General features: G+C 62.3%; 24 protein-coding genes and 1 rRNA gene (1 of these 25 only partly in view). 16 read left to right on the top strand and 9 right to left on the bottom strand.

Going from position 1 to position 22,717, the window contains the following annotated elements; all coding sequences use genetic code 11:
* The 8 genes from JST30_02915 to JST30_02880 all read left to right on the top strand — a co-directional run.
* A 16S ribosomal RNA gene (locus JST30_02915) occupies window positions 1-581 on the top strand (it extends 914 nt beyond the left edge of the window).
* 380 nt (window positions 582-961) lie between these two features.
* Window positions 962-1,201: a hypothetical protein gene (locus JST30_02910; GenBank protein ID MBS1713270.1), complete on the top strand. Its 240-nt coding sequence runs from the start codon at window positions 962-964 to the stop codon at window positions 1,199-1,201.
* An 89-nt stretch (window positions 1,202-1,290) separates the two neighbouring features.
* Window positions 1,291-1,950 carry a TetR/AcrR family transcriptional regulator gene (locus tag JST30_02905; GenBank protein ID MBS1713269.1) on the top strand — a complete coding sequence of 220 codons (660 nt, stop codon included), beginning with the start codon at window positions 1,291-1,293 and terminating at the stop codon, window positions 1,948-1,950.
* Window positions 1,947-2,486 carry an SRPBCC domain-containing protein gene (locus JST30_02900; GenBank protein MBS1713268.1) on the top strand — a complete coding sequence of 180 codons (540 nt, stop codon included), beginning with the start codon at window positions 1,947-1,949 and terminating at the stop codon, window positions 2,484-2,486. The genes JST30_02905 and JST30_02900 overlap by 4 nt, the downstream gene beginning before the upstream one ends.
* On the top strand, window positions 2,483-3,097 hold the full coding sequence (locus JST30_02895; GenBank protein ID MBS1713267.1) for an SRPBCC domain-containing protein: 615 nt from the start codon (window positions 2,483-2,485) through the stop codon (window positions 3,095-3,097). Before JST30_02900 ends, JST30_02895 begins: the two co-directional genes overlap by 4 nt.
* Window positions 3,098-3,147: 50 nt before the next feature.
* On the top strand, window positions 3,148-4,065 hold the full coding sequence (locus JST30_02890; protein MBS1713266.1) for a hypothetical protein: 918 nt from the start codon (window positions 3,148-3,150) through the stop codon (window positions 4,063-4,065).
* Window positions 4,062-5,324, top strand: coding sequence for a fumarylacetoacetase (gene fahA / locus JST30_02885; protein MBS1713265.1), 1,263 nt, complete (start codon window positions 4,062-4,064; stop codon window positions 5,322-5,324). Before JST30_02890 ends, fahA begins: the two co-directional genes overlap by 4 nt.
* 82 nt (window positions 5,325-5,406) lie before the next feature.
* Window positions 5,407-5,871, top strand: a complete 465-nt coding sequence (locus JST30_02880) for a hypothetical protein (GenBank protein ID MBS1713264.1) — start codon at window positions 5,407-5,409, stop codon at window positions 5,869-5,871.
* A gap of 11 nt (window positions 5,872-5,882) precedes the next feature.
* Here the strand turns inward: JST30_02880 and JST30_02875 are convergent, their stop codons facing one another.
* The gene (locus JST30_02875) at window positions 5,883-6,167 is read right to left on the bottom strand and encodes a hypothetical protein (protein MBS1713263.1); all 285 of its coding nucleotides are present in this window, start codon (window positions 6,165-6,167) and stop codon (window positions 5,883-5,885) included.
* Between JST30_02875 and JST30_02870 the strand changes: the two genes are divergently transcribed.
* The 3 genes from JST30_02870 to JST30_02860 all read left to right on the top strand — a co-directional run bounded on the left by JST30_02870 (window position 6,154) and on the right by JST30_02860 (window position 7,762).
* On the top strand, window positions 6,154-6,567 hold the full coding sequence (locus JST30_02870) for a hypothetical protein (protein MBS1713262.1): 414 nt from the start codon (window positions 6,154-6,156) through the stop codon (window positions 6,565-6,567). The genes JST30_02875 and JST30_02870 overlap by 14 nt on opposite strands.
* Before the next feature lie 163 nt (window positions 6,568-6,730).
* On the top strand, window positions 6,731-7,186 hold the full coding sequence (locus tag JST30_02865; GenBank protein ID MBS1713261.1) for a hypothetical protein: 456 nt from the start codon (window positions 6,731-6,733) through the stop codon (window positions 7,184-7,186).
* Window positions 7,187-7,207: 21 nt separating this feature from the next.
* Window positions 7,208-7,762 (top strand): isochorismatase family protein, encoded by a 555-nt coding sequence (locus tag JST30_02860; GenBank protein ID MBS1713260.1) that lies wholly within the window; start codon window positions 7,208-7,210, stop codon window positions 7,760-7,762.
* 6 nt (window positions 7,763-7,768) lie between these two features.
* Here JST30_02860 and JST30_02855 read toward each other — a convergent pair whose 3' ends face one another.
* The 4 genes from JST30_02855 to JST30_02840 all read right to left on the bottom strand — a co-directional run bounded on the left by JST30_02855 (window position 7,769) and on the right by JST30_02840 (window position 11,581).
* Window positions 7,769-8,944 carry a methionine adenosyltransferase gene (locus JST30_02855; protein ID MBS1713259.1) on the bottom strand — a complete coding sequence of 392 codons (1,176 nt, stop codon included), beginning with the start codon at window positions 8,942-8,944 and terminating at the stop codon, window positions 7,769-7,771.
* 68 nt (window positions 8,945-9,012) lie between these two features.
* Window positions 9,013-9,786 carry a GNAT family N-acetyltransferase gene (locus JST30_02850; protein ID MBS1713258.1) on the bottom strand — a complete coding sequence of 258 codons (774 nt, stop codon included), beginning with the start codon at window positions 9,784-9,786 and terminating at the stop codon, window positions 9,013-9,015.
* Window positions 9,783-10,724, bottom strand: coding sequence for a hypothetical protein (locus JST30_02845; GenBank protein ID MBS1713257.1), 942 nt, complete (start codon window positions 10,722-10,724; stop codon window positions 9,783-9,785). The genes JST30_02850 and JST30_02845 overlap by 4 nt, the downstream gene beginning before the upstream one ends.
* Window positions 10,721-11,581 carry a TIGR00159 family protein gene (locus JST30_02840; protein ID MBS1713256.1) on the bottom strand — a complete coding sequence of 287 codons (861 nt, stop codon included), beginning with the start codon at window positions 11,579-11,581 and terminating at the stop codon, window positions 10,721-10,723. The genes JST30_02845 and JST30_02840 overlap by 4 nt, the downstream gene beginning before the upstream one ends.
* Before the next feature lie 45 nt (window positions 11,582-11,626).
* Here JST30_02840 and pheA point away from each other — a divergent pair, with 45 nt between their 5' ends.
* Complete coding sequence (pheA, locus tag JST30_02835; GenBank protein MBS1713255.1) at window positions 11,627-12,730, top strand: prephenate dehydratase; 1,104 nt, start codon at window positions 11,627-11,629, stop codon at window positions 12,728-12,730.
* Window positions 12,731-12,767: 37 nt separating this feature from the next.
* Window positions 12,768-13,532 carry a phytanoyl-CoA dioxygenase family protein gene (locus tag JST30_02830; GenBank protein MBS1713254.1) on the top strand — a complete coding sequence of 255 codons (765 nt, stop codon included), beginning with the start codon at window positions 12,768-12,770 and terminating at the stop codon, window positions 13,530-13,532.
* On the opposite strand, the gene JST30_02825 is transcribed toward JST30_02830, so the two are convergent.
* Window positions 13,522-15,408, bottom strand: coding sequence for an agmatine deiminase family protein (locus JST30_02825; GenBank protein MBS1713253.1), 1,887 nt, complete (start codon window positions 15,406-15,408; stop codon window positions 13,522-13,524). The two genes, JST30_02830 and JST30_02825, sit on opposite strands and share 11 nt — an antisense overlap.
* Before the next feature lie 139 nt (window positions 15,409-15,547).
* On the opposite strand from JST30_02825, the gene JST30_02820 reads away from it, so the two are divergent.
* On the top strand, window positions 15,548-17,869 hold the full coding sequence (locus JST30_02820; protein ID MBS1713252.1) for a VWA domain-containing protein: 2,322 nt from the start codon (window positions 15,548-15,550) through the stop codon (window positions 17,867-17,869).
* Window positions 17,870-17,963: 94 nt separating this feature from the next.
* Here JST30_02820 and JST30_02815 read toward each other — a convergent pair whose 3' ends face one another.
* Both JST30_02815 and JST30_02810 read right to left on the bottom strand, forming a co-directional pair.
* A complete protein-coding gene (locus JST30_02815) occupies window positions 17,964-18,437 on the bottom strand; it encodes a hypothetical protein (GenBank protein MBS1713251.1) in 474 nt (157 codons plus the stop codon).
* A gap of 81 nt (window positions 18,438-18,518) precedes the next feature.
* Window positions 18,519-19,067, bottom strand: coding sequence for a DinB family protein (locus JST30_02810; protein ID MBS1713250.1), 549 nt, complete (start codon window positions 19,065-19,067; stop codon window positions 18,519-18,521).
* A gap of 82 nt (window positions 19,068-19,149) precedes the next feature.
* Here JST30_02810 and JST30_02805 point away from each other — a divergent pair, with 82 nt between their 5' ends.
* Window positions 19,150-20,724, top strand: a complete 1,575-nt coding sequence (locus tag JST30_02805) for a M28 family peptidase (GenBank protein ID MBS1713249.1) — start codon at window positions 19,150-19,152, stop codon at window positions 20,722-20,724.
* Window positions 20,725-20,819: 95 nt separating this feature from the next.
* Here JST30_02805 and JST30_02800 read toward each other — a convergent pair whose 3' ends face one another.
* Window positions 20,820-21,482, bottom strand: a complete 663-nt coding sequence (locus JST30_02800) for a response regulator transcription factor (GenBank protein MBS1713248.1) — start codon at window positions 21,480-21,482, stop codon at window positions 20,820-20,822.
* A gap of 168 nt (window positions 21,483-21,650) precedes the next feature.
* Between JST30_02800 and JST30_02795 the strand changes: the two genes are divergently transcribed.
* Entirely contained in the window at window positions 21,651-22,628 is a 978-nt protein-coding gene (locus tag JST30_02795; GenBank protein ID MBS1713247.1) for a trypsin-like serine protease, read from the top strand.
* The last annotated feature ends 89 nt before the right edge of the window (window positions 22,629-22,717 follow it).

Genomic DNA, 22,717 nt, shown 5'->3' with positions numbered 1-22,717 from the left:
ACTAACCGAAGAACCTTACCCAGGTTTGACATCGAGTGCAAAGCGGTGAAAGCCGCTCCTTCCCACAAGGAACACGAAGACATCTGTTGCATGGCTGTCGTCAGCTCGTGCCGTGAGGTGTTTGGTTAAGTCCAGCAACGAGCGCAACCCTCGTCCTATGTTGCCAGCGGGTAATGCCGGGAACTTGTAGGAGACCGCCGGTGCAAGCCGGAGGAAGGTGGGGATGACGTCAAGTCAGCATGGCGATTACGCCTGGGGCTTCACACATGCTACAATGGGCGCAACAAAGGGCAGCGATATCGCGAGATGGAGCTAATCCCAAAAATACGTCCTCAGTTCAGATAGGAGTCTGCAACTCGACTCCTTGAAGGCGGAATCGCTAGTAAACGCAGGTCAGCTATACTGCGTTGAATACGTTCCCGGGNNNCTTGTACACACCGCCCGTCAAGTCACCCGAATTGTCTTCACCCGAAGTCCGTGGCCCAACCGCAAGGAGGGAGCGGCCGAAGGTGAGGGGGGTAAGGGGGACTAAGTCGTAACAAGGTACCCGTACCGGAAGGTGTGGGTGGATCACCTCCTTAAGAGTTAGAACTCGGCGCCCCACCGGGGAGGCCGACAAACTCAGGTCGAACGCTGTGTTCACCACGGAGCTCTCATCTTGGGCCCTCCGAGCGATCGGAGGGCCTTCTGTGTTTGAGACCTGGCAGGGAACGGCTTGAGGTAGCCTCGTCGACGGTGGACCGCCATGCTGTGGGCCCTTCTCGTACTCCAAACTCCGGAACCGGAGAGGAACGCGCTGCCCGACCGGATCCTTGAAGTCCTCCGTCGCGCGCGCTCCTTCGATCTGGTCTCCGTCGACCCCGTTCAAGTGCAAGGGAAACCCGGGCCCTACTTTGGTCTTCGAGTTTTGGGCAAGGCCCGAATCGGCCCCAAGGCTGATCAGGCGACCCTCGTCCGAGCCTTGTCGAAGGGCATCAAAGACGCACCGAGGGACGTTTACCTTTGTTTTTCTCCGCGCCACGCGATTCATGCTTCGGACGGCAAGACCACCGTCGACGTCCTCGTTTGCTTCGAGTGCCTCAACGGACGTTACGAATCGCCAGGTCTGCGGGGCTCTTTCAGGATCAACACGTACCCTGAACCGGTCTTCAACGCGTTCCTCAAAGCGGCGGGCGTCCCATTGGCCCCCAAGGAACGGTGAACCGCTCCCTTCCTTGGTCGTCTGGGTTGAACGATCAACTAAGAATAGGGTAAGGTTTCGTCCATGACGGCAAAGTGGGGCGACTGGTCGTGAGCCCGCCTCCGATCGATACCAGGGAGCGGCTGGTCGAATCTGCCCGCGACCTGTTCCTTGTTCAAGGCTACAACGCGACCGGAATCGCCCAGATCCTCAAGTCGGCCCAAGTCCATAGCGGAAGCCTCTACCATTACTTCCCGACCAAGGAGGACCTCCTTGTGGCCGTGCTCGAGTGGTACCGCGACAACATTTACGAGGGCCTTCTGAAGCCCGTGTACGAGCGGATCGACGACCCCATCGAGCGGATCTTCGGAGTCCTTGACGGTTACCGCCAGCTCGTCACGATGCTGGAGTTCCAATACGGTTGTCCGATCGGAAACCTTGCCCTCGAACTCAGCAACTCGCATCCCCATGCTCGGAGCCTCATGCGTGAGAACTTTGAGAACTGGCTGGCCGCGGTGGAAGAGAACTTGGCCGCCGCCTCTGACCGATTGCCGGAGGGAACGGACCTTCGCGCGCTCGCCCTGTTCACCTTGACGGTCATGGAAGGCGCCGTCATGCTCGCCAAGACCTATCGGACGATCGAACCGTTCGATACCGCCGTCGCTCAGCTCCGCGACCATTACGACCGCCTTTTGGCAAGCGGCCTCGAGTGGTCGGCCCCTCGCTCGGTCGGATCCGCGACCGTTCGGGACGGAATCGAAAACACATGAACACCCTTATCGCGCTCATGGCACTGACCGCACAAGAGCCCGTGGTCCAGCACTCGGACGACATGCTCAATTTGGCGACGGCCGACCAAACGTTGGTGCACGCTGCCATCGTCCCCGGACCGGTGAAGGACGTCTGGAGGGCGTTCACCACGACCGAAGGGATCAAGTCGTGGATGGTCGCTGAAGGGGACGTCGACCTGAAGATCGGCGGCAAGATCCGGACGGGATATCAGCCCGGGACCGACTTGAGCGGGCCTGATGCCATCGAGAACACGATCATAGCGTTCGATCCGGAGAGGATGCTCGCGATCAGGAACACGAAGTCTCCCGAGACGTTTCCGTTCAAGAAAGCGATCTCACAGGTCTGGACCGTCGTCTACTTCGATCCGATCGGGGCAGAGAAGACACGCGTCACGTCCAAGATGATCGGCTTCCGAAGGGAGGACGAGTCCATGAAGATGCGCCGTTTCTTCATGGACGGAAACAAGCAGACGTTGAACAGTCTCATCAAGCACTTTGAAGGAAAACGAACATGAAAGTCTCGAACACGCCCGACCATCCCGTCACCGACGACGCATGCCGCGCTGCGACCGGTAAGACGTTCGCCGAATGGTTCGCACATTTGGACGGAATCGACGCTCTCAAGAAGGGTCGTCGAGAAAGCTCGCAAAGGATGGAACAGCCGGGTAAAGACCCCTGGTGGCCGACGACCATCTACGTCGCTTACGAAGCCCACCACGGGATCAAGAAGAAGGACGGTCTTGCCGAAGGGTTTACGATCTGTTGTACCAAGAACATCGCTGCGCCCGTTGACAAGGTCTACGCGGTCTGGACGGATCCCCAATCCTTCCAGGAGATGTTCGGCGACGGCGGGCGGCAAGACGCGGTGGAAGGAGGCGCGCTTTCGTGCGACGCGGGTTGCCGAGGGACGTTCAGCCGGGTCCGAGAGAACAAAGACCTTCGCTTTTCTTGGGAGCATCCGGGGTGCACCGCCCCGATGACGGTCGACGTCCAGTTCCAAGACAACAAAGGCAAGTGTCTGATGAACGTGATGACGAGCCGCATCCAGACGCGGGCCGAAGCGGACGGACTAAGGACGGCATGGAGCGAAGCTTTGAACCGTTTGAAAGGCCTGTCAGAGGCTTGACGGTGGTCTAGGGCATCGCCGCTCCGGCTGGAAGGGGCTAAACTCCCTTCATGACTGCCTCGCTCAAACGCCTTTTAGGGCGTTCGATCGACTATGCCGGATTGTTCCCGCCTGCCGGACTGGGAATGTCCGATGCCGTTAAGGAATACAAACGGCACTTGGAGTCGGAGAACGCATGGATCGTCGACAGTTTCGTCTGCAACGCCTCACGGCTGGCCGAACTGGCTTCCGAATTGAAGGGCCATCCGGGAACGGTCCTTGAGGTTTCGGTCGTGGGCAGCCCCTTAGAGGGTGACGCCGCAGCTCGGATCCGGCACGACGTGATCGAAATGCAGGAATCGTCGAACCGCGGGCAAATGACGCTCGTGGCCTATGAGGCGAAGCTGACGTCTCCAGAGTCCCGGTCGTCGGGTCTGGCCGCCTTGAAAAAGCTCCCGGGACTCGTCGGGCTCCCCGAACTGCCGCTCTACGCGGAGATCGGATGGGACGAGGGGCTCGTCGACACCATGCACGAGGCCGCGTCGTCCCTCGAAGACGTCGCTTTCAAGGCGCGGACCGGCGGCGTGCGGGCCGAGGCCTTTCCGTCTTCGGAGAACCTTGCCGGATTCATCAGTGAATGTGCCGCTTTAGAGGCTCCCTTCAAGTTCACCGCAGGGCTCCACGATCCTGTGCGGCACCCTGACCCGGAGCTTGGGACCGACCGACACGGGTTCGTCAACGTCATGATGGCCGGCGCCTTGGCAGTGACCCAAGACTTGTCCCGGCGCGAGATCCAGAGCATCCTGGACACCGAGGACGCAGGGGCCTTCTCGTTCGACGACACATCGGCCCGCGTCGCCGGCCGCACGCTGAGCGAACGGGACATCGAGGACTTCTTGGGAGTGTTCGGAGGGTTCGGCTCTTGCTCCGTCGAGGAGCCGATCGATGGCCTTCGGGCGTTAGGTTGGACGGAAGGAGGTGCCGCTTGACCCCCTTCGTCGTTCCGGCGGACGCCAAGTCCTGGATCCCTGTCGACCCGTCGTCCGACTTCCCGATCCAAAACCTTCCGTTCGGGCTGGCCGCACCCAAGGGTCGGAACGAGTCGGTCGTCGTCGCCATCGGAGACCAAGCCCTCGACCTCATGGTCTTGTCCGAACTTGGGATCCTTGACGACGAGGAGTTCCCGATCCTGGACAGTTTCATCGAACTCGGAGACGGACGGCTGAGGGAGCTCCGACAATCGGTGTACAGACTCTTGCTGGACTCCGAGCCGAGGTTGCGCGACGATAAAAAAGCCCGGGAGAAAGCGTTCTTCCCGGTTTCGAAAGCCAACCTCCAGGTCCCGATCCCACCGACCGCCTTCGTCGACTTCTATTCGGGCATCCACCATGCGTCGAACGTCGGCAAGATGTTCCGCCCCGACCAGCCGCCTCTTCTCCCGAACTACCGTTGGATGCCGATCGGCTATAACGGCCGGGCTTCGTCGGTCTTTGCTTCCGGCACGAGGATCGTCCGCCCTAAGGGTCAGACGAAAGCCGCGGACGCCGCTGCTCCGGAATGGGGGCCGACCCGTGAGATGGATTTTGAACTTGAGATGGGATTCTACGTCTCGCACGGTCAAGAACCGGGCAAGCGGGTGACCGCCACGGCCGCAGAGGACCACGTCCTCGGGCTGGTGTTGGTGAACGACTGGTCGGCCCGCGACGTCCAACGCTGGGAGTATCAACCCCTCGGACCGTTCTTGGCCAAGTCCTTTGCGACGAGCGTCTCGCCCTGGATCGTCACGCTAGACGCCCTTGACCCGTTCCGCACCACGGGTATGGAGCAAGACCCGGCTCCGCTCCCGTACCTCCGGACGAGCAAGGCGTCCCACTTCGACATCGAGTTGGAAGTGTGGCTCCGATCGTCCCGCATGACTTCGGAGCAACTGGTCTGCCGTTCGAACACGAAGCACTTATATTGGTCCGTTTCGCAGCAGTTGGCGCATCAGGCCTCGAACGGGACGCCCGTCGAGTTCGGCGACCTCTACGCATCGGGCACGATCAGTGGGCCTGACGAAGGCACGTACGGATCGATGCTCGAGTTGTCTTGGCGCGGACAACAACCCCTGACGCTCGACGAGACGGGCGAATCAAGGACGTTCCTCGAAGACGGGGACACCGTCACGTTCCGGGCCTATGCCCAAGGAGACGGGTACCGCGTCGGGTTCGGTGAATGCTCCGGCACGGTTTCGCCGGCCCTAGGGTAGGGCAGGATCCGACCGAAGATCGAAGTATGGACTGGTGCAAGGCCGTTTTTTCGGTCGCCCCCTTGATCTCTCTGAAACCGGCGTGGTCAGCGGCGTCCTGTTCGAGTTCGGAGTGCGTCGGCCCGTCCGGTGGTCGCTCGAGCGAGGGTTCCTTTCATTACCCTTGCCGAAGGGAGCGATCGAGGGAGCGGCAGGAGGCGCGAACTCGCTTGATGACGTTCTGGGTTGGTACTCCACGGCTTCGGGGGTGACAGTCTGTGTCTGGTCAAAGGGGATTCTGTACTCGTTGCCTGCTCCGCAAGGGATCCGTCCGGTGACGATCGACGACCGGGGCTGGGTCGTCGGAAACGACAAGAACGACGAGGTCTGGGTATGGACAGACTGGAGCCGTCCTCCGGTCAAGGTCACGGAACTCTTGCGACCAGGGACATTGGCATCGGCTCCGATCGTGAGGGCGGCCGCGGGCTCCGATAACGGCCACGTCTTGGCCTTGTACCAGGTCGACGGCGGTCGACTCCTTCCTTGCGTCCTCAGGCCGATCGATTGAGCCGTCCGTAGCTAGAGCTTCATGTCGAGCGGAAGCCCCATACGCGTCGAAGTCTCGGCCTCTCGCATGTCCTTGGGTTGAAGGGCCTTCAGAAGGGAGAGCACGGTCGAGAGTTCGTCCGACTTGGAAGCATCCGGGACGAACAGGGGCATCGAAAGCTGGGCCATGGCTTTGCGCAACGTCGCTCGGACGTCGTCCCGGAGTTTCTTCTCGTCGACCTCTGTAACGGACGGTGTCAACAAGGACTGGGTGACGGCTCTTTGAACGTCATCGTCCTCGACCTTGACCACAGTCACGTCGCCTAAGTCCGTGACGGTCGCTTTGACAGCGATCGTGCGGCTCGATGCGTTCGTCGCTTTGAGGCTCTTTGAGTTCACGGCGGTCGATGGCCCTGGGGCCGACATCGACGATGAGGATCCGGACGTGCCCGGGGCCGACGTGTGGCCACCGGCTTCGACAGGGCCTGTACCCGACGGACCGCCCGATGCGCCGCTCGAGCCCGACGACGAGCCGGACGTTCCCGACGAGTCGGACGATGACGGACCTGTCGAGCCGGTTCCGCCTGCTCCCGGGGAGGGGCCGGAACTTCCGGAAATTCCGGAACTGCCTGAAGTTCCTGAGCCCCCGAGCAAACTCGACGGGAGGGAGCCGGCAAGTGATCCTAGGGTCGTGATGATGTTCATGGGACGCTTCTAAAACAGACAAAAAGAGGCACGTTCGCCCGGGTCAGATCATCGGGCTGTCTCCGGATTCGCAAGACCGACAATACGACCGGGTTTCCACTCTTGTGGACTTTTCCGTACAATTCGTCGGTCCGTGCAACCGTGAGGCGGCGCGCACCGTGGGTTAAGATGGAGGAATGAGCGTGAAGACCACCGACTTCCGGTCGATGTCGACTGAAGAAGCCGAGGAAGTCCTGCGACTTTGGCAGGAACGCGAAGCTTCGGCCGTACAGGTCGAAGATCTGGCCGAAGCGCTTGCGGCACCTACGGGCGAGATCGAAGGGCTCCTCGCTCAGGTCCGGTCGAAGAACAAGATCACGGTGGAGCCCGTTAAGGCCCGTTCGTTCTCCGCGCTTGGCTTCGGTGCCGTGACCGGGATCGTACTCTGCGCCCTCATCGGGGCCGCCATCGTCGAGCAGATGACGTCCAACCCTTGGAACCACTCGCAGAGTTTCTTCTACCTCTTTGCAGGACTTTGCTTCGTCTACGTCCCGTTCAGCACGTTCTTGCTGAACCGTCAACGGCGCAAGGAAGTGGACGAGGAAGCGTCCACGAAGCAGTTCGTCTTCAAGGTCCAGCGGCATCGCGACTGACGCTCGTGCCATAACGGTCGTATGCTTGCCCGTCTCGAGGATGCGATCCTCGTCGTCGTCGACGTCCAGCCTAAGTTCTTCGATACGGTCTGGCGTCGGGACGAAGTCTTGGAAAGGATCAAGCTTATGGTCTCCTGCGCCGGACTGCTTGACGTCCCCGTGATCGTGACCGAACAGGTGCCCGACAAAATGGGGGCGACGGAACCGTCGCTCGCCGAGCTTCTGGACAAGAGCGTCCGACCGGTCGCCAAAAGCGCATTCAGTTGTTGGGGCGAGGAGGCGTTCGTGAAACTCTTCGACCGTTTCAAGCGGCCACAGGTGGTCATGGTCGGGATCGAGACCCACATCTGCGTGTGTCAGACCGCGCACGACCTCCTCGACGAGGATTTGGACGTCATCGTCTGCGCCGACGCCGTTTCGGCACGGACGGAGTCGGCCCATATGAACGGGCTCAAGCGTATGTCGGACGAAGGGACGGCCGTCGCCCATACCGAGTCCGTCGTCTACGAGTGGATGCGCGACGCCAGACACCCGGCGTTCCGGGACGTCCTCAAGCTCATCAAAGGCGAGGCTTGATCGGGTTCAGACGACCGTAGCGACCTGTCTCAACGCTTCGACCTTCGTCGGTTGCTCCCATGGGAAGGCCGGATTGCCGAAGTGGCCGTTCCGGGCCGTGTCCCGATAGCGGGCCTCACGCAGTCCCAAGAGTTGGGCGATCCCGAGCGGGGACATGTCGAACGTGTCTCGGACGAGTTGGGCGATGTGGCCGATATCGATCTGTTCCGTCCCGTACGTTTCGATGTTGACGGCGACGGGCTGACTGACCCCGATCGCGTAAGCGAGGGCGAGCTGGCACCGTTCGGCCAGACCTGCGGCCACGATCGTCTTGGCGACAAAGCGCGCCATATAGGCCGCGGACCTGTCGACCTTTGTCGGATCTTTACCGCTGAACGCGCCGCCTCCGTGCGGGGCCATGCCGCCATAGGTATCGACGATGATTTTGCGGCCGGTCAGCCCCGTGTCGCCCGCAGGCCCCCCGCGGACGAACCGTCCTGTCGGGTTGATATGGTACGTGATGTCCTTCGTGACGTAAGGTGCGTACTCGGCGAGCACCGGACGGACGATGTGCTCGAGGACGAGTTCCTTCATATGGTGCTCGACGTCCTCGTCGTGCTGTTGGCTAACGACGATCGTATCGACCGCTTTCGGCCGGCCGCCTTCGTAAACGACCGATACCTGGGCCTTGGCGTCCGGGCGGAACCCGGGGTTTCCAGACGTTCCCCGGACCTCGACCGAACGGCGCATCAAGGCGTGCGCGATGCTGATCGGCAAAGGCATCAGCTCGGGCGTTTCGTTCGAGGCGTAGCCGAACATCATGCCTTGGTCACCCGCTCCGCCGGTGTCGACGCCCTGGGCGATGTCCGGCGATTGAGGCTGGATGGCGACGAGGACGCCGCAGTTCTCACCGTCGAACCCGATCTCGGTGTCGGTGTAGCCGATCGACCGGATCGTGTCGCGGACGATGTTTTGCACGTCGACGTAGCCCGCGCTGGTGACTTCCCCCGAGACCACCGCGACGCCATGGGCCAGCATCGTCTCAATGGCGACGCGGCACCGTTCGGCGGGTGAGATCTTGCCGTCTTTGAGCAATCGCGCGTCTTCGTCGAGAAAGGCGTCGAGCAGCGCGTCGGAAATCTGATCCGCGACCTTGTCGGGATGGCCTTCGCTGACGCTCTCCGAGGTGTAAATCTGTACCATCTTGCCAGGCCTGAACGCGGACGATCATACCGCGCCAGGTTCAAAACAGAGGGGGGATGCCCAAGCGGTCAGAACTGGTCGGTCATGAACATCTGCGGTTGGCCCGGGACCCCGCGGCACATCAGAAGCAGCTCGACCTTCGACCGTTTCAAGGGCACGCCGCAAGCCGAAGTGACGCTCCGCAGCCCGTACCACTCGGTCCCTTGGGCCATGGGCCAACGGTCTTGCGGCTCGGTATGGACGACTTCGCGCAAGATGCCTGGTTCTACGACCGCATAGCCTCCGAGGAACGGCTCGCACAGACGGCAGGCCAGGTTCCAGTACAGCCATCGGTCCTCTGTCCTGCGCAGACGGTCGGGTGACGCGGACGACCACCGGTCGTACAGCGATCGGACTTCGGCGCTGTGCACGGTGCCCGTCTGGACCGGTCGTCCGCCGGTCCGGACCGGTCCGCGGACGACCTCGTCCGTGAGTCGGAAACCGACGCGGCGGTACAGCGTCTCCTGGTGCGCGAACAACATGGCGGGCCCTTCTCCTTCCCGTTCGGCATGGGTCAGGACGGTTTCCAACAGGCGCTGACCGTGGCCATGGCCCCGTTCGGCGGGATGTGTCGCCACGCCCGCGATTCCGATACAGCGCCCCCAACCGAACGTGAGCGGCGTCGTCGTCAATATCGAACACATTTCGCCGTCCACGAAGAGCGCCCACTTGCGCGTCAAGTCGTAAAGGCAAGGCTCGAAGAAGATCGGCCTGGCCCGGGACGGGTCGAGTTGGAAAACGACGCACAGGAGGTTCAGGAACCGTTCGGCTTCATCGTCATGGATCCTTCGGACCGTGATCAAGGGCGGCGCTCCGCGTCCCGGACGATCCGGACGGTCACCCGGACTTCCCGGGCTCCGGCCGGTTTGACGCCGTCCGGGAACACGACTTTGGCCGACGTCGTAAAGTCCTTCTGTTGACCCTCGAGGCTCACGGGAGACGTTTTGAGGACGGAAAGTCGTGCCAGGACGGCGCTCTCGCCGCCGACTTGGACTTGGGCGGGCCGGACGTCGACGGATTCGACCCGGTAGCCGAAGGCGGGCTGCCCTGTCCATGTCGGGCTGACCAGCGCGGACTTCGACGCTGGCGCGGCGGCGACGGCCGGACTGACCGTGACTTCGGCAGGTTCGGCACGGACATGGGAGACGCGCCGGTTGCCGTCCCCGAGGATCTCCACGGGCACCATGAGGGTGGCTCCGGGCCGGATCGCGGCCAAGTCCAGGATGACGCGCGCCTTTTTGACCAAGGGCAAGGCGCTGGCGGGGCCGATCAGGGTCACCTTCTCAGGAAGGACGGTCGCGCTGTCATAAATGAGGTCGCGCGGCGGGAGTCCCGTCGGCTCGATGTCGACTTTTGCTTCGATCGACGACACGTTTTGCACGTCGAGCCTCAGGGACGAGGTGTCACGTGGTCCGACGGAGACGCCCCTACGGTTAGGCGCGACGACTTCGACCGGATAAGACGAGACCCCCTTTCGCGCGCTTGCGAGGTTGACGGTGACGGAGACCGCGTCGGCGTCCAACTGGCGCAAGTGGGTCGACGTGCCCGATGCACGGACTTTGAACGTCTTGGGTTCGTCCACCAGGATCAGTCCTTCTGGCAGTCCCGTGTACTCGATCCGGGCGTCGATGTCTTGAAACCCGGGCGCCGCGTTCGATGGGAACGACAAAAGCACTCCGACGGCGATCAGGAGCGATGCGCAGAATATCAGGAAGTTCTCGCGCGACACGGTTCGGTTCACCCTACCTTCTTCGCCTCGGCTCCGGCCGCAGCCTTCGCCTTTCTGGACCGGCGCCCCACCATGCCGCCCCGAAGCTCTTGGGTGAGAAGTTCGCGGAGCTCCTTGCCGGACGGGACGGGCACGACCTTTCCGTCCAAGGCGATCGAGACAGAACCCCTTTCTTCGCTCACGATCACGACGACACAGTCGGCCTGTTCGCTGATGCCGATCCCGGCGCGGTGGCGCATGTGGAAGTGGCTATCGATCCGGGGGTTCTCGCTCAAGGGCAGGCGGCAGGCCGCGGCCAGGATCTGGTTGTTACGGATCAGCGCCGCGCCGTCGTGAAGCGGGCTCCCTTCCGTAAAGACGGCGCCCAGCAAGGCTGCCGTGACTTGGGCCCGGACCGGTACGCCGTTCTCGGCGATGTCGTCCAAGTGGGTCCCCCTTTCGACGACGATCAAGCATCCCGTCTTCGATTCGGCCATTTCCGCGACGGCGGCGACGATCTCCTCGAGCGCGTCTCCATGGATCCCCGGCTCGCTGTTGTTGATCAGCCCTCCTGTCCAAAGGCCGACTTTGGCGAAGCCCTCGATCGCCTGCCGGAGTTCGGGCAGGAACAGGATGGCGAGAGCGACGGGGCCGAGCAACGTGGCTTGTTGCAGGATCAGATGGAGCGCCCTGAATTCGAAGAGGTCGCTTAGAAGCAAGGCGGAGACGAAAACGCTGATCCCGAGCGTGACCCGCCAAGCCCGCGTACCTCGGATGAGTTTGAGCAGGCGATAGACCACGTACGTGACCAAAAGGACGTCGATCACGTTCACGACCATCTGGGGACCGGGGGTCAAGAGGTCTTGGACTCGTTTCCAGAGCTCGTTCAAGCGGTGGTTCTATTCTAACAGAAGCCGACCGCCATAATCGGACGCATGAGCGGGTCAAGTCCGAAGCGGTCGGTCGACGACGTCCGACAAGAGATCGATGCCGTTGACAACGAGATCGTCGGCCTTCTTGGGCGCCGTGCCGAACTGGCCCGCGAGATCGGGGCCCTCAAGGGAGACCAGAACAAGCCGTACTTCACCCCGGAGCGGGAGCACCAGATCTTCCAACGGCTCTCGAAGATCGAGGCGGGCCCGCTCAAACCCGCCCAAGTCACGGCCGTCTTCCGTGAGATCATCAGCGCTGCGCGAGCAGCGGAGAAGCCGATGTCCGTCGCCTTTTGGGGCCCGCCCGGTACGTACTCCCACATCGCGGCGGTCCAGACGTTCGGCCGTTCGACCGAATGCGTGCCTGTCGAGTCGATCCAGTCCGTGTTCCAGGCTGTCGACCAGGGGCGCGCCGATTACGGCATCGTCCCGATCGAAAACTCGATCGCAGGGGTCGTGCCCGAGACGCTCGACATGTTCCCTCAGACGAACGTCAAGATCTGCGACGAGTCCTTCGTCTCCGTCCACCATTGTTTGGCATCGGGCGGTGCGGTGTTGGCCCAGATCAAACGGGTCTACGCCGGGCCGCAACCGGCCGCACAGTGCCGTCAATGGATCGCTGCCCACCTTCCGGGCGCCGAAATCGTCAGCGTCGCCCCGACCGTCCGTGCCGCAGAGATGGCGAAGGCCGACCCTGACGGGGCGGCGATCGTCAACGCCATGACGGTCGAGCTGCTCGACATGACGCTTTTAGCCGAGCGGCTCGAAGACAGCCCCAACAACCGGACCCGGTTCGTGGTCCTCGGGTTCAACGAGCCGGCGCGGACGGGCAAAGACAAGACGACGCTCCTCTTCAACCTCCGCAACCGCCCTGGCGAGCTCTACCGTGTGCTTGGTGCGTTCGTCGAGCACCACGTGAACCTCCTGATGATCGAGTCCCGTCCCGCCCAACGGGCCTCGTTCGAGTACCTGTTCTACGTGGACTGCGCCGGTCACCGCTCGGACGGGAACGTCGAGACCGCGATCAAGGCGATCCAGGGTTTCGCCCTCGAAGCGTCGATCCTGGGAAGCTATCCGAGCAACGATCCGAGCCTTGTCCAGGACTGACTCGGCGCCGCGGTCGCTCCCGGTCCAGAATCGGGCTATGGACGTCAAGGGGTTTTTCGACGAGCACGGGTTCTACGTGGCGAAGGCGGTGTACTCGCACGCCGAGACCGCGGAGCTTGAAGCGGAGTTCGACCGGATCGTGGCTCAGATTTTGGGCACGGACGAGGACGTCAACGCCCGTTGGAGCGGTCCCGAAATGGACCGCATGGGGGCGGCCGGGACCGTCGTGCTCCACACCCACAACGTGCAGCAGTATTCAGGCGCTTGGTTAAGGGCGTTCTTGAACCCGGCGTTCCTCGACGCGGCCGAGGCGATCGTCGGCCCGGACATCGTCCTGCACCACTCTAAACTCTTCCAGAAGCCGGCCGAACTCGGTGCGCCGTTCCCGATGCATCAGGACTGGGGCTACTTCCCGACCCTGGCCGACACGATGACGGCGGGGATCGTCCATGTCAGCGAGGCGACGGACGAAATGGGGTGCTTAAGGGTCTATCCAGGGACGCACCGCTTGGGACGCAGAGACGAGGCGATGGGCGGGGGACATGCGTTGATCGAGGAGTTTCCGATCGAACGGGCGACACCCTTGGAAGCGTCCCCTGGGGACGTCGTGTTCTTCCACTATTGCCTGATCCACGGATCCTTACCCAACCGCTCGAACAAGGTCCGTAAGACGGTTCTCGCCCAGATCCATGCCGGGACGGACGAAGTCGAAGCCGGAAACCTGCATCCGGACGAAAGGCTTTGTTTGCGCGGATTCAACTCGACGATGACCCGGTCGAAGGCCAACAGGCTCAAGGCCTGAGAACGAACTGGAGGAAGTCGACACTGACCTGCCCGCTCTCCGAGAGCGGTGAATCGGCACGGACGGTCAGGTCGGCCTCGATCCGACCATCGAACCGGACGTGGCCGGCCGGAGCGATGCCCGACAGGGAAGTCACCGTGTCCGTCGTCCCGAGGGTGAACTGCGCGATCTCGTCCCACTGTCCCGTCGTCCAGTTCTTGAGCCTGAGCGTCGCCTGACTCGGCCGGATCGCTTTGGCGACAACGGTCGCGCTCATCGTCGCCGGGCCGGGGACGGCTGTCGCCGTCCCGGCGACGATCTCGACGACTGAATGCCGGACGTCGGTCGAAGGTCGCGGCGCCTTCACGTCGAACCGGGCGTAGACCTGGTCTTGAACGGCCAGTGCCGACGTTCCGCCCGAGACCGCCCGCCCTTGGACGACGGACAGGTCGGTAGGCGTCCGGCGGTCGGCACCGAGGATCGCAAAGGCGACGTCGCTGACGTCGTCGCCGACAAGGCCGCTGGCGTTATGGGCGACGACCTTGATCTTCGCCGACGTCGAGAACACGTCGGGAACGGTCCAGTCGTACGAGCCGTCAGAAACCTGTCCTGCCGTCACCAATGTCGGATACGTCGCGCCTCCGTCGGTCGACAGGTAGACGTCGACCGACGTCACCCGGTCCAGGTCGTCGGCCGCCCAAAGGACGGACTGCGTGCTTCCCGGGGCGTACGAACCGCCACCGTTGGGCGACGCGACGTAGGCCTTCGGCAGCCCCGAGGCCCCGAGGTAGCGCGGAACGTGCATGACGACGCAATGGACGACGCCGGCCGAGGTCACGAGCGCTTGGCAATTGACCTGCACGATCCGCTTGTCGGGCATCGCCTGTTGCCACGCCGCAAGCGCCTGGGCGTTGTAGCTTCCGGTCGAAAAGCTCGGCACGATCACGACGCCGTTGCAGACGACGACGTTCGTGTACGTGTAATGGGTGCCCCCGCTCCGAAACGCAGGCGAGCGGAAGACCTGGTACCCCAGCCCGGACATCAGCGAGGCGGTCGTATCGCAGACGACGTCCTGCTGTGAACCCGGCTCGAGAGGCCAGTCGGAGACCATGACCTTGTCGTCGCCGATGATCTGCATCCACATGTCGATGTGTTGCGTGCTGTCCACAGACGTGGAGAAGGGGTCGGTCAACGTCGTCTGGACGTTCTGATAGTCCTTCCAAAGTTGGACGATCTGAGCTTCGGTCTTCGTCGTGTTCTCGTTCGCGATCAGTCGTGTCGCCCAACTCCGGCCCGTGGCGTCCAAGTGGTAGTTGCCGCCGCCATGGACCAGTGGGATCTGATAGACGCTGTGTCCGCGGTAGTTGCCATAGGCAAAGGAGAGGACGTTGTCGTTCGGTCGGTTCCGGTTGTACGTGTGTTTGACGATCGCACGGCAACCGCCCTGATAAATGTAACGGGGGCCGTAGTCTCGGCACCAGATCGAGTCCGTCGTCGTGACGAGGAACTTCACGCGCGACATCGTCACGCCGGCCGACGCGAAGGCCGAGCTCACCGAGCTCTGTTCCGAGGCGGTGTCGACCAGGACATAGACGTTGGCGTCGCCATCGGCGCTGGTGAACTCCTTGGCCATCGCGGTCAGGATCGCGTTCTGCGCCGAAGTCCCTTCCCAAGCGACGATGATGCCCTCCATCGGCTCATACTCGGCGACGCAACGGACGGGCCCGGTCGGCGGGGCCGTACTTGGAGGATCGGCCTGGATCCGGGCGTCGAGCGGCAGCTCGCCAGGCATCGGGCCGCGCGAGACGTCGGTCCCGTCCGCGTAGAGTCCGTGTTGCGACAGTGCGAAGGTCGAAAGCGCGGCACAAGCGACGATCGACAATGATCGACGAAACATCTTAGGGGCGAGTATACGACGGACGTCCGTCCGAAGACCCCCGTGATCTTTCCGGCACCGATCCGGACCGCCGAAAACGTAACCTTGAACGAAACCGTGGCGTCCGACACTCATCTGATACTCAGAAGAGAGGGAAACCATGTTGTTCCATGCGATAGCCGCGATTTGCCTCGCCCCGTGGGGCCAGTCCGCCCAGACCGACCCTTATGCCGTGCCCGGGCAATTGACGATCCTTGATAAGGACCGGAGACCGACCGTCCTTGCGCCTTTGAAGGGCACCAACGTCTCGGTGGACATCGCCGGGATCAGTGCCCGGGTCACGTTGGTCCAAACGTTCCAAAACCCGGGACGGACACCGATCGAGGCCGTTTATACGTTTCCGATGGCGGCCGACGCGGCCGTCGACCGGATGCGGATGAACGTTGCGGGACGGGTCATCGTGGGCCAGATCAAGCGTCGTGAAGAAGCCCGTCAGATCTACGAAAACGCCCGTGCCTCAGGGCAGGTCGCGAGCTTGCTCGACCAAGAGCGCCCCAACGTCTTCACGCAAAACGTCGCCAATATCCTGCCCGGAGCGACGGTCGAAGTCGAGATCAGTTACGTCCAGACCCTGAAGTTCGAGGACGGGCAGTTCGAATTCAGTTTCCCTATGGTGGTCGGGCCCCGGTACTTGCCGGCGTTGACCCCAGATCCAGAGAAAGTCAGCCCTCCGACCTTGGCGCCGGGCGTCCGCTCGGGCGCGGCGGTCTCGCTGACCGTCCATCTTGACGCCGGGGCCGAACTTGAAGGCGTGAACAGTGTCCTCCATGACGTCGACACGAAACGCGTCGGTAAGAACGCGGCCGTCGTCGAACTGAAGCGAAAGGACGAGATTCCGAACCGAGACTTCATCTTGAAGTACCGGACCAAGGGCCAAGGCATTCGAGAGCAACTCGTGACGCACGGTCACGGAGACGGGACGGGCTCGTTCTGCCTCGTCTTGAGCCCACCGGTGAACGTGCCGTCTGACATCGTCCGTCCGCGCGAGGTCGTGTTCGTCATGGACCAGAGTGGAAGTCAGTCCGGTTTCCCGATCCAGAAGTCCAAAGAACTGACGACCAAGTTGATCGACGCGATGCGGACGACGGACACCTTCAACGTCGTGGCGTTCAGCAACGGGGCCAGGAAGCTTTGGCCCGAGGCCAGGCAGAACACGCCGGCGAACGTCACCGAGGCCAAAGCGTTCGTCAACGGACTGGACGCGAACGGCGGGACGGAGTTCTTGCCTGCGATCGAAATGTCACTGGCGCAGCCGCCTACGGGCAACCGCCTCAAGCTCGTCGTTTTCAACACGGACGGCTTCATCGGCAACGAGTTCGAAATCCTCGACCGTATCCAGAAGTACCGCGACCGTTCGCGCATGTTCACGTTCGGAATCGGGAACGGGGTCAACCGCTTCCTGATCGACGCGATGAGCGCGGAAGGTCGCGGGGCGTCTGAAACCGTAACGTTGGCCGAGAACGCGGACACGGCGGTCGCGAACTTCTTGAAGCGCACGCAGTCTCCGGTCCTCACCGACGTTTCCGTCCAATTCGACGGCGTCAAGGTCGCGGACGTGTCTCCGAAGAACCTCGAAGATCTCTTTGCAGGCCGACCGGTCGTCGTGACCGGACGGTACCTTGCCGCAGGTAAGGGGACCGTCACCGTCACCGGACGGACGGGCGCCGGGCCTTGGAAGCGTGTCGTCGCGGTCGATTTCGGCCCTTCCCCGAACGCAGGGACCGGCGTGACGTCGCTGTGGGCGCGGAGGATGGTGGACGACCTGACACGGACAGACTGGCTCGCTTCGATGAAATCGACGCCGCAACAGCGGACCGATGGCCAGAACAAGATCATCGACCTCTCTCTGAAGTACGGCATCATGACCCAGTACACGTCCTTCGTCGCTGTCGAGCAGAAGGTCGTGAACGTCGGTGGCAAGCAAAGGAAGGTCGCTGTGCCCGTCGAGATGACGGACGGCGTCACGATGGGCTCCGACACCGACGAGGGCCGTGCGAACTCATCGAACAGGTCGACGTTCGGCGTCGCCCGCGGCGGAGGAGGCGGTGCCGGCCCAGGGTCCCCGGTCGCCGGCCGTCCCTCGACCACGGCCATGCTCGGTAAGGCAAAGTCGGCGGAACAGCAAGAGAACGGCCTGTCCCTCGACCTCAAGTCGACGAACGAAGCGATCAAGTCCGGCCGGCTCGACCCGCTCGTCAAGGTCGACTCGAGCCTTCATAAGAAGTCCGGGCCGGTCGTGGTCCAGGTCAAGGTGACCGACGTCTCGACCGACGTTCTCAAGGCACTGGAAAAAGCGGGCTTGAAGATCGAGGACAAAGACAAGGGGCTCAAGGTGGTCTTCGGGACGATCGATGGCAAGAAACTGGCTGAACTGGCCAAGGTCTCGGCCGTCCTGCGAATCTCGCCGGTGCCCGTAGACTGATCTTGGAACAGCAAGGGCGCCCCTCGATCGGGGGCGCCTCTCTTGCTCCTCTCCAGTCAGGTCCAAGACCAGACTTCAGTGTGACGACCGTAAGTTAAGACTTGCGGACGACGATGTTGCCGTCGACGACCTCGCCTTCAAAGAAGAAGTCGCCTTCAGGGGATCCGAACGGGTCTCGGACGAACCGGAACCGCACACGGTCTCGGTGGGCGTTGTCCGCCGAATCAAAGGCCGCGACGAAGACCTCTCCTTCGGTTTTGACGGTGTTCCCGTTCGCCCGGACGGTCATGACCGCTCGCCCGGAGGTGCGGGCCTCGCGGGGCCCGACCCTCACTCCGTTCGGTCGAGCGCAAGTGACCGTGACCTCGCGGGCTCCGTTCCTCCACTTGAATTCGATCCGGCCCTGAGCGGCAGCGTCATCGACCTGGGAAACGGCCATGTCGAACCTGATCGTCTGGTTCGCCCTGTTCTTGGCGAAACCGTGTCCCTCGATGGCTCGAGTCTCGGCGTGTGCCGCGGCACAAGTCCCTAGGGCAGCACCGAGCAAGAGTGTCGCGCGGATGATCATTTTTTCCTCTCGCGGGACGAAAGCGCCGTCCCTTGTCGTGATCAGACGACCGTCGGTGACGACTTGTTCATCCGGAGTTTCTCAAGACGGAAGTCCGGCGTGGTGGAGCCGTTCTTCGATTTGCAGCACGTGTCGCTCCGTGTGCACGGTGAGGATCTCCAGGACGTCGCCAAGGGACATCGCGAACAGCTTTAACATGGGGTTGCGAAGGACTTTCGCGTTCAGGTCTTTTCCGCGGCAGTTTTGGATCGCTTCGTAGAGGCGCTCTTGACCGCTGATCCACTCCTCGACGGTCGACGCCCCGAAGGTGCCTTCTTCCGGAACCATCGGCTTTGGCGCCGGAGCGTTGGTCCCCGGCCCGGCCTGACGGGCGATGAATCCGCCGATCTTGGTATGGCGCACGATGCCGGTCGCCGCCGAGGGAGCCTTCGCCGTCGCCTGAGGGAGCAGGGCGAGGTACGGATTGTTCGAGAGGACCAAATGGCGGAAGATCTGCCCCGGGCTCCAGTCGCCAGACGCGGGCTTATGGTTCAAGTCCCACTCCGATACGCCCGTGACGGCCGTCCTGGCCCTTTCCAAGTGGTCACGGTTCTTTTCCGAGGCGGTTTGGATGAGTTCCTCGAAGGTCACGGCCGATTATGCACACGGATTTGAACTCAAGAATCCGGAACGATCCGGCGTTCTGCACGAGTAAGCTGAGGGAGCCTTGAAGATGACTCGGATCCTTGCACCTGTCCTGCTCTCATCGTTAGCAGGTTTCGCCGTCGCCCAATCGAAACACGGAAACCACGCCGCGATCACTCCGGAACGGCTCCAAGCCCATTTGGAGCTGGTGGCCAGCGACGAACTCGAAGGACGGGACACGCCGTCTCGCGGGCTGGACACGGCCTGCAAATACGTCGTAAGCCAGTTGAAGCTTTGGGGCGCGAGCCCGGCGGGCGACAACGGAACGTTCTTCCAAAAGATCAAATTGAGCCGTTCGCGGAGCGAACCGGACCAGAGTTCGTTAGAGTTCGGCGGCAAAACGTTCAAGTACGGCGAAGGCATCTTCAGAGTGTCGTCCGGCGGGGACGTGGACGGTCAGCTCGTCTATGTCGGGCACGGTTATATGGTCAAGGCCAAGGGCATCGACCCTTACAAAGGGATCGACTTGAAGGGCAAGGTCATGGTCACGGCGATGGGGATGCCGGAAGGCGTGTCGTTCCGCGACATGCAGGGCACGCCCGGAACGGATTTCCTGACCCCGGCCATGGCCGCTTCACGGTTCGGCGCGAAAGGAATCGTGACGGTGGCCGACAGTGGGTACGCCGGCTCCTGGTCGCCTAGCACGCGCCAGAACATGGGCGGTTTCGCACCGGACTCGGGCGGGGAGGACGGCGAACCGGCGGGAGTTCCGACCGTGACCGTTTCGCCTGACGTCGCTCGGGCGATGTTCGACGGCGAACGCGTGGCCGTGGACGACGTCCTGAAAGGTCGGGCGGCACCGGAGAGCGCCTTCGAGCTTTCCGGTAAAAGTGTCAAGTTCAAAGTGACCGAGACGACCGAAACGGCTTGGACGCAAAACGTGGTCGCGGTCATCCCTGGTTCCGATCCGAAACTCAAAGCCGAGTACGTCGCCTTTGGAGCCCACATCGACCATGTCGGGATGCGGACGACCGGGTCGGGCGACCGGATCTTCAACGGCGCCGACGACGACGGTTCCGGAACGGTGTCGATCCTCGAGATCGCTCATGCGTTCTTGACCGGTCCGAAGCCGAAACGGTCGTTGGTCTTCGTCTGGCACTGTGGAGAAGAGAAAGGGTTGTGGGGCTCCTCGTACTTCGTCGAACACCCGACCATCGATTTGAAGAACGTCGTCGCCCAGCTGAACATCGACATGATCGGCCGGAGTAAGGCTGCCGGCGACACCAACCCGGCCAATAAGGTGCTGACCGGTCCTGACGAAATCTACGTGGTCGGATCGACGAAGATGAGCACGGACCTCCAGAAGGCGAGCGAGTCTGTCAATGCGGACTTCCTTAAGCTCAAATTCAACTACAAGTACGACGACCCGGCCGATCAGGAGCGGATCTTCTACCGGTCGGACCACTACAACTACGCTCGAAAGGGCGTGCCGATCATCTTTTACTTCGACGGCGTCCATGAGGACTACCATCGGGTCAGCGACCACGTCGAGAAGATCGACTTCCAGAAGATGAGCAAGGTCGCCCGGACGGTCTTCGCGACCGGTTGGGACTTGGCCAATGCGGCCAAGCGGCCCGTCGTGGACAAACCCCTCAAGGAGTAGGGCGCAAAAAAAGACCAGGATCCGCCACGAGCGGACCCTGGTCGCGGGCTCTGCCTCCTTCCTTCAATCTTCGTCGTCGAAGGAAGGAGGCCGGCTCAGTTTCCCTGGACCAACTTCGCCTTCACGGCTTTCATCGCGGCTTCTGTACGCGAGTTGACCTGAAGGGCTTTAAGGATGTTGGAGACGTGGTTCTTGACCGTCTTCTCGGCGATGGAGAGGTGCAGGGCGATCTCCTTGTTGCGCATGCCCTTGGCGATGAGCTCCAAGATCTCGGTCTCGCGGTCGCTCAGGACGTAGAGCTCGGTGTCGTCCGTCTCATCATCGTCTTTGACGCGGCGGAAATCGTCGAGGACCTTCGATGCGACCTTGGGCGTGAGCTTCGATTCACCCCGGTTGGCGAGCCGGATGGCCTCGATGACGTCTTGGGGAGTGGACGTCTTGAGCAGATAGCCCATGGCTCCGGACCGGATCGCTTCGAAAACCGTCTCGTCGTCTTCGTTGATCGTGAGGACGACGACCCTGACGTCCTTCTCCTTGCGCAGGAGGCGCCTCATGAGCTCGAGGCCGTCCATGCGCGGCATGTTAATGTCGGTCAGCAATACGTCGGGCGGATCGGACAGGCAGAGGTCGAGGGCCTCTTGCCCGTCTTTGCAGACGCCGATCACCTCGCATTCGGGCATCAGCGTCAGCGTCCGTTGGATCGCACTGCGATAACCCGCCTCGTCATCGCAAATGACGACCCTGATAGTCGTTGACATGGGCACGAGGATACCCCGGAGGGTCAAAGCAAGAACGGATGGACGCTCTTGATCCGGGCCCAGTGAACATACCGAAAGGCCGGTCGTGCCCGTAACGAACCTGTAACGGTCGGTGCGGAACCATGTCGTCATCGGAGCCCGACGCGGGTTCCGCCAGGATCACGGACAATGAAAACCACCCTCGAAACCACCCTCGTCCTCAGCGCCCTTCTCGCTCTGACTTCTGTCGCCTCGGCTCAGTCGTCGCCCTCCGTGAAAGGGCCCCTTCGCCCTTCGGTCATGGGCCCGTCGAATGCGCCTGTCTCTCAGCCCGAAGCCTGGTCGTTCGACATCCAAGCCAGGATCTCGACCCGCTTCTCGGACACCTGCGGGTCAGACCCGTCGACACGGACGACATCGTTTGGAACGCTCCATAAAGGGTTCCGGACGTCGGACGACGCCGGAGGAGCCGACCGTGGTACGGGGAACGAACAGACCATTCAGGACGTCTTCGGGTCCGATGACCGTACCGAAGTGTCCAGCACCACGTCGTTCCCCAACAGTGCCCGCTGCCGCATCGTGTCCACGTTCCGGGACGGCTACACCGTCAGCGGCTCAGGAAACCTGATCGACAAGAACGACGTGTTGACGGCTTGCCACGTCGTGTACGACGGTTCGCACGGCGGGTTCGCCACGAACGTCCGCGTCTATCCGGGACAAGACGGGACGACGCTTCCGTTCGGCTCGGCCTCCGGCACGAACGTCTTGTACTGGTCGGACTTCACGAGCAAGGGGAACTATGACCACGACATGGCCGTGGTCCGCCTGTCCAGCAACATCGGGTCCTTGACGGGCTGGTACGGCTTCGCGTCCGTCAGTGACAACGAGGGTGCCGGAGCGACGATCGGCGGTTACCCCGGTGACAAGCCGTACGGGACGCAGTGGTACGACAGCGACCCGATTCAAATCCAGACCACCAACCGCCTGTACTACTGGATCGATACCGAGAGCGGCGACAGCGGGGCTGGCGTCTACCGGTTCATCGGTGGCGACCGGTATATCGTGGCCGCCCATTCGGGTTGGAACACCTACTGGACCAAAAAGTACAACCGAGGCACCAGGATCACGAGCAGCAAGTTCGCTTCGATCGACGCCTACGTCCACTAAGTCCCGACGGACCGGACGCGACCATGAAGGACGGCCTACGGGCCGTCCTTCATCGTTGTCCCTGACCCGACTTCGGGCAGTATCATGCT

Source organism: Armatimonadota bacterium (genome assembly GCA_018268395.1).
GTDB lineage: Bacteria > Armatimonadota > Fimbriimonadia > Fimbriimonadales > Fimbriimonadaceae > JAEURO01.
Note: the sequence above shows the minus strand (reverse complement) of the source record. Positions and strands in the feature narration are given on the sequence as shown.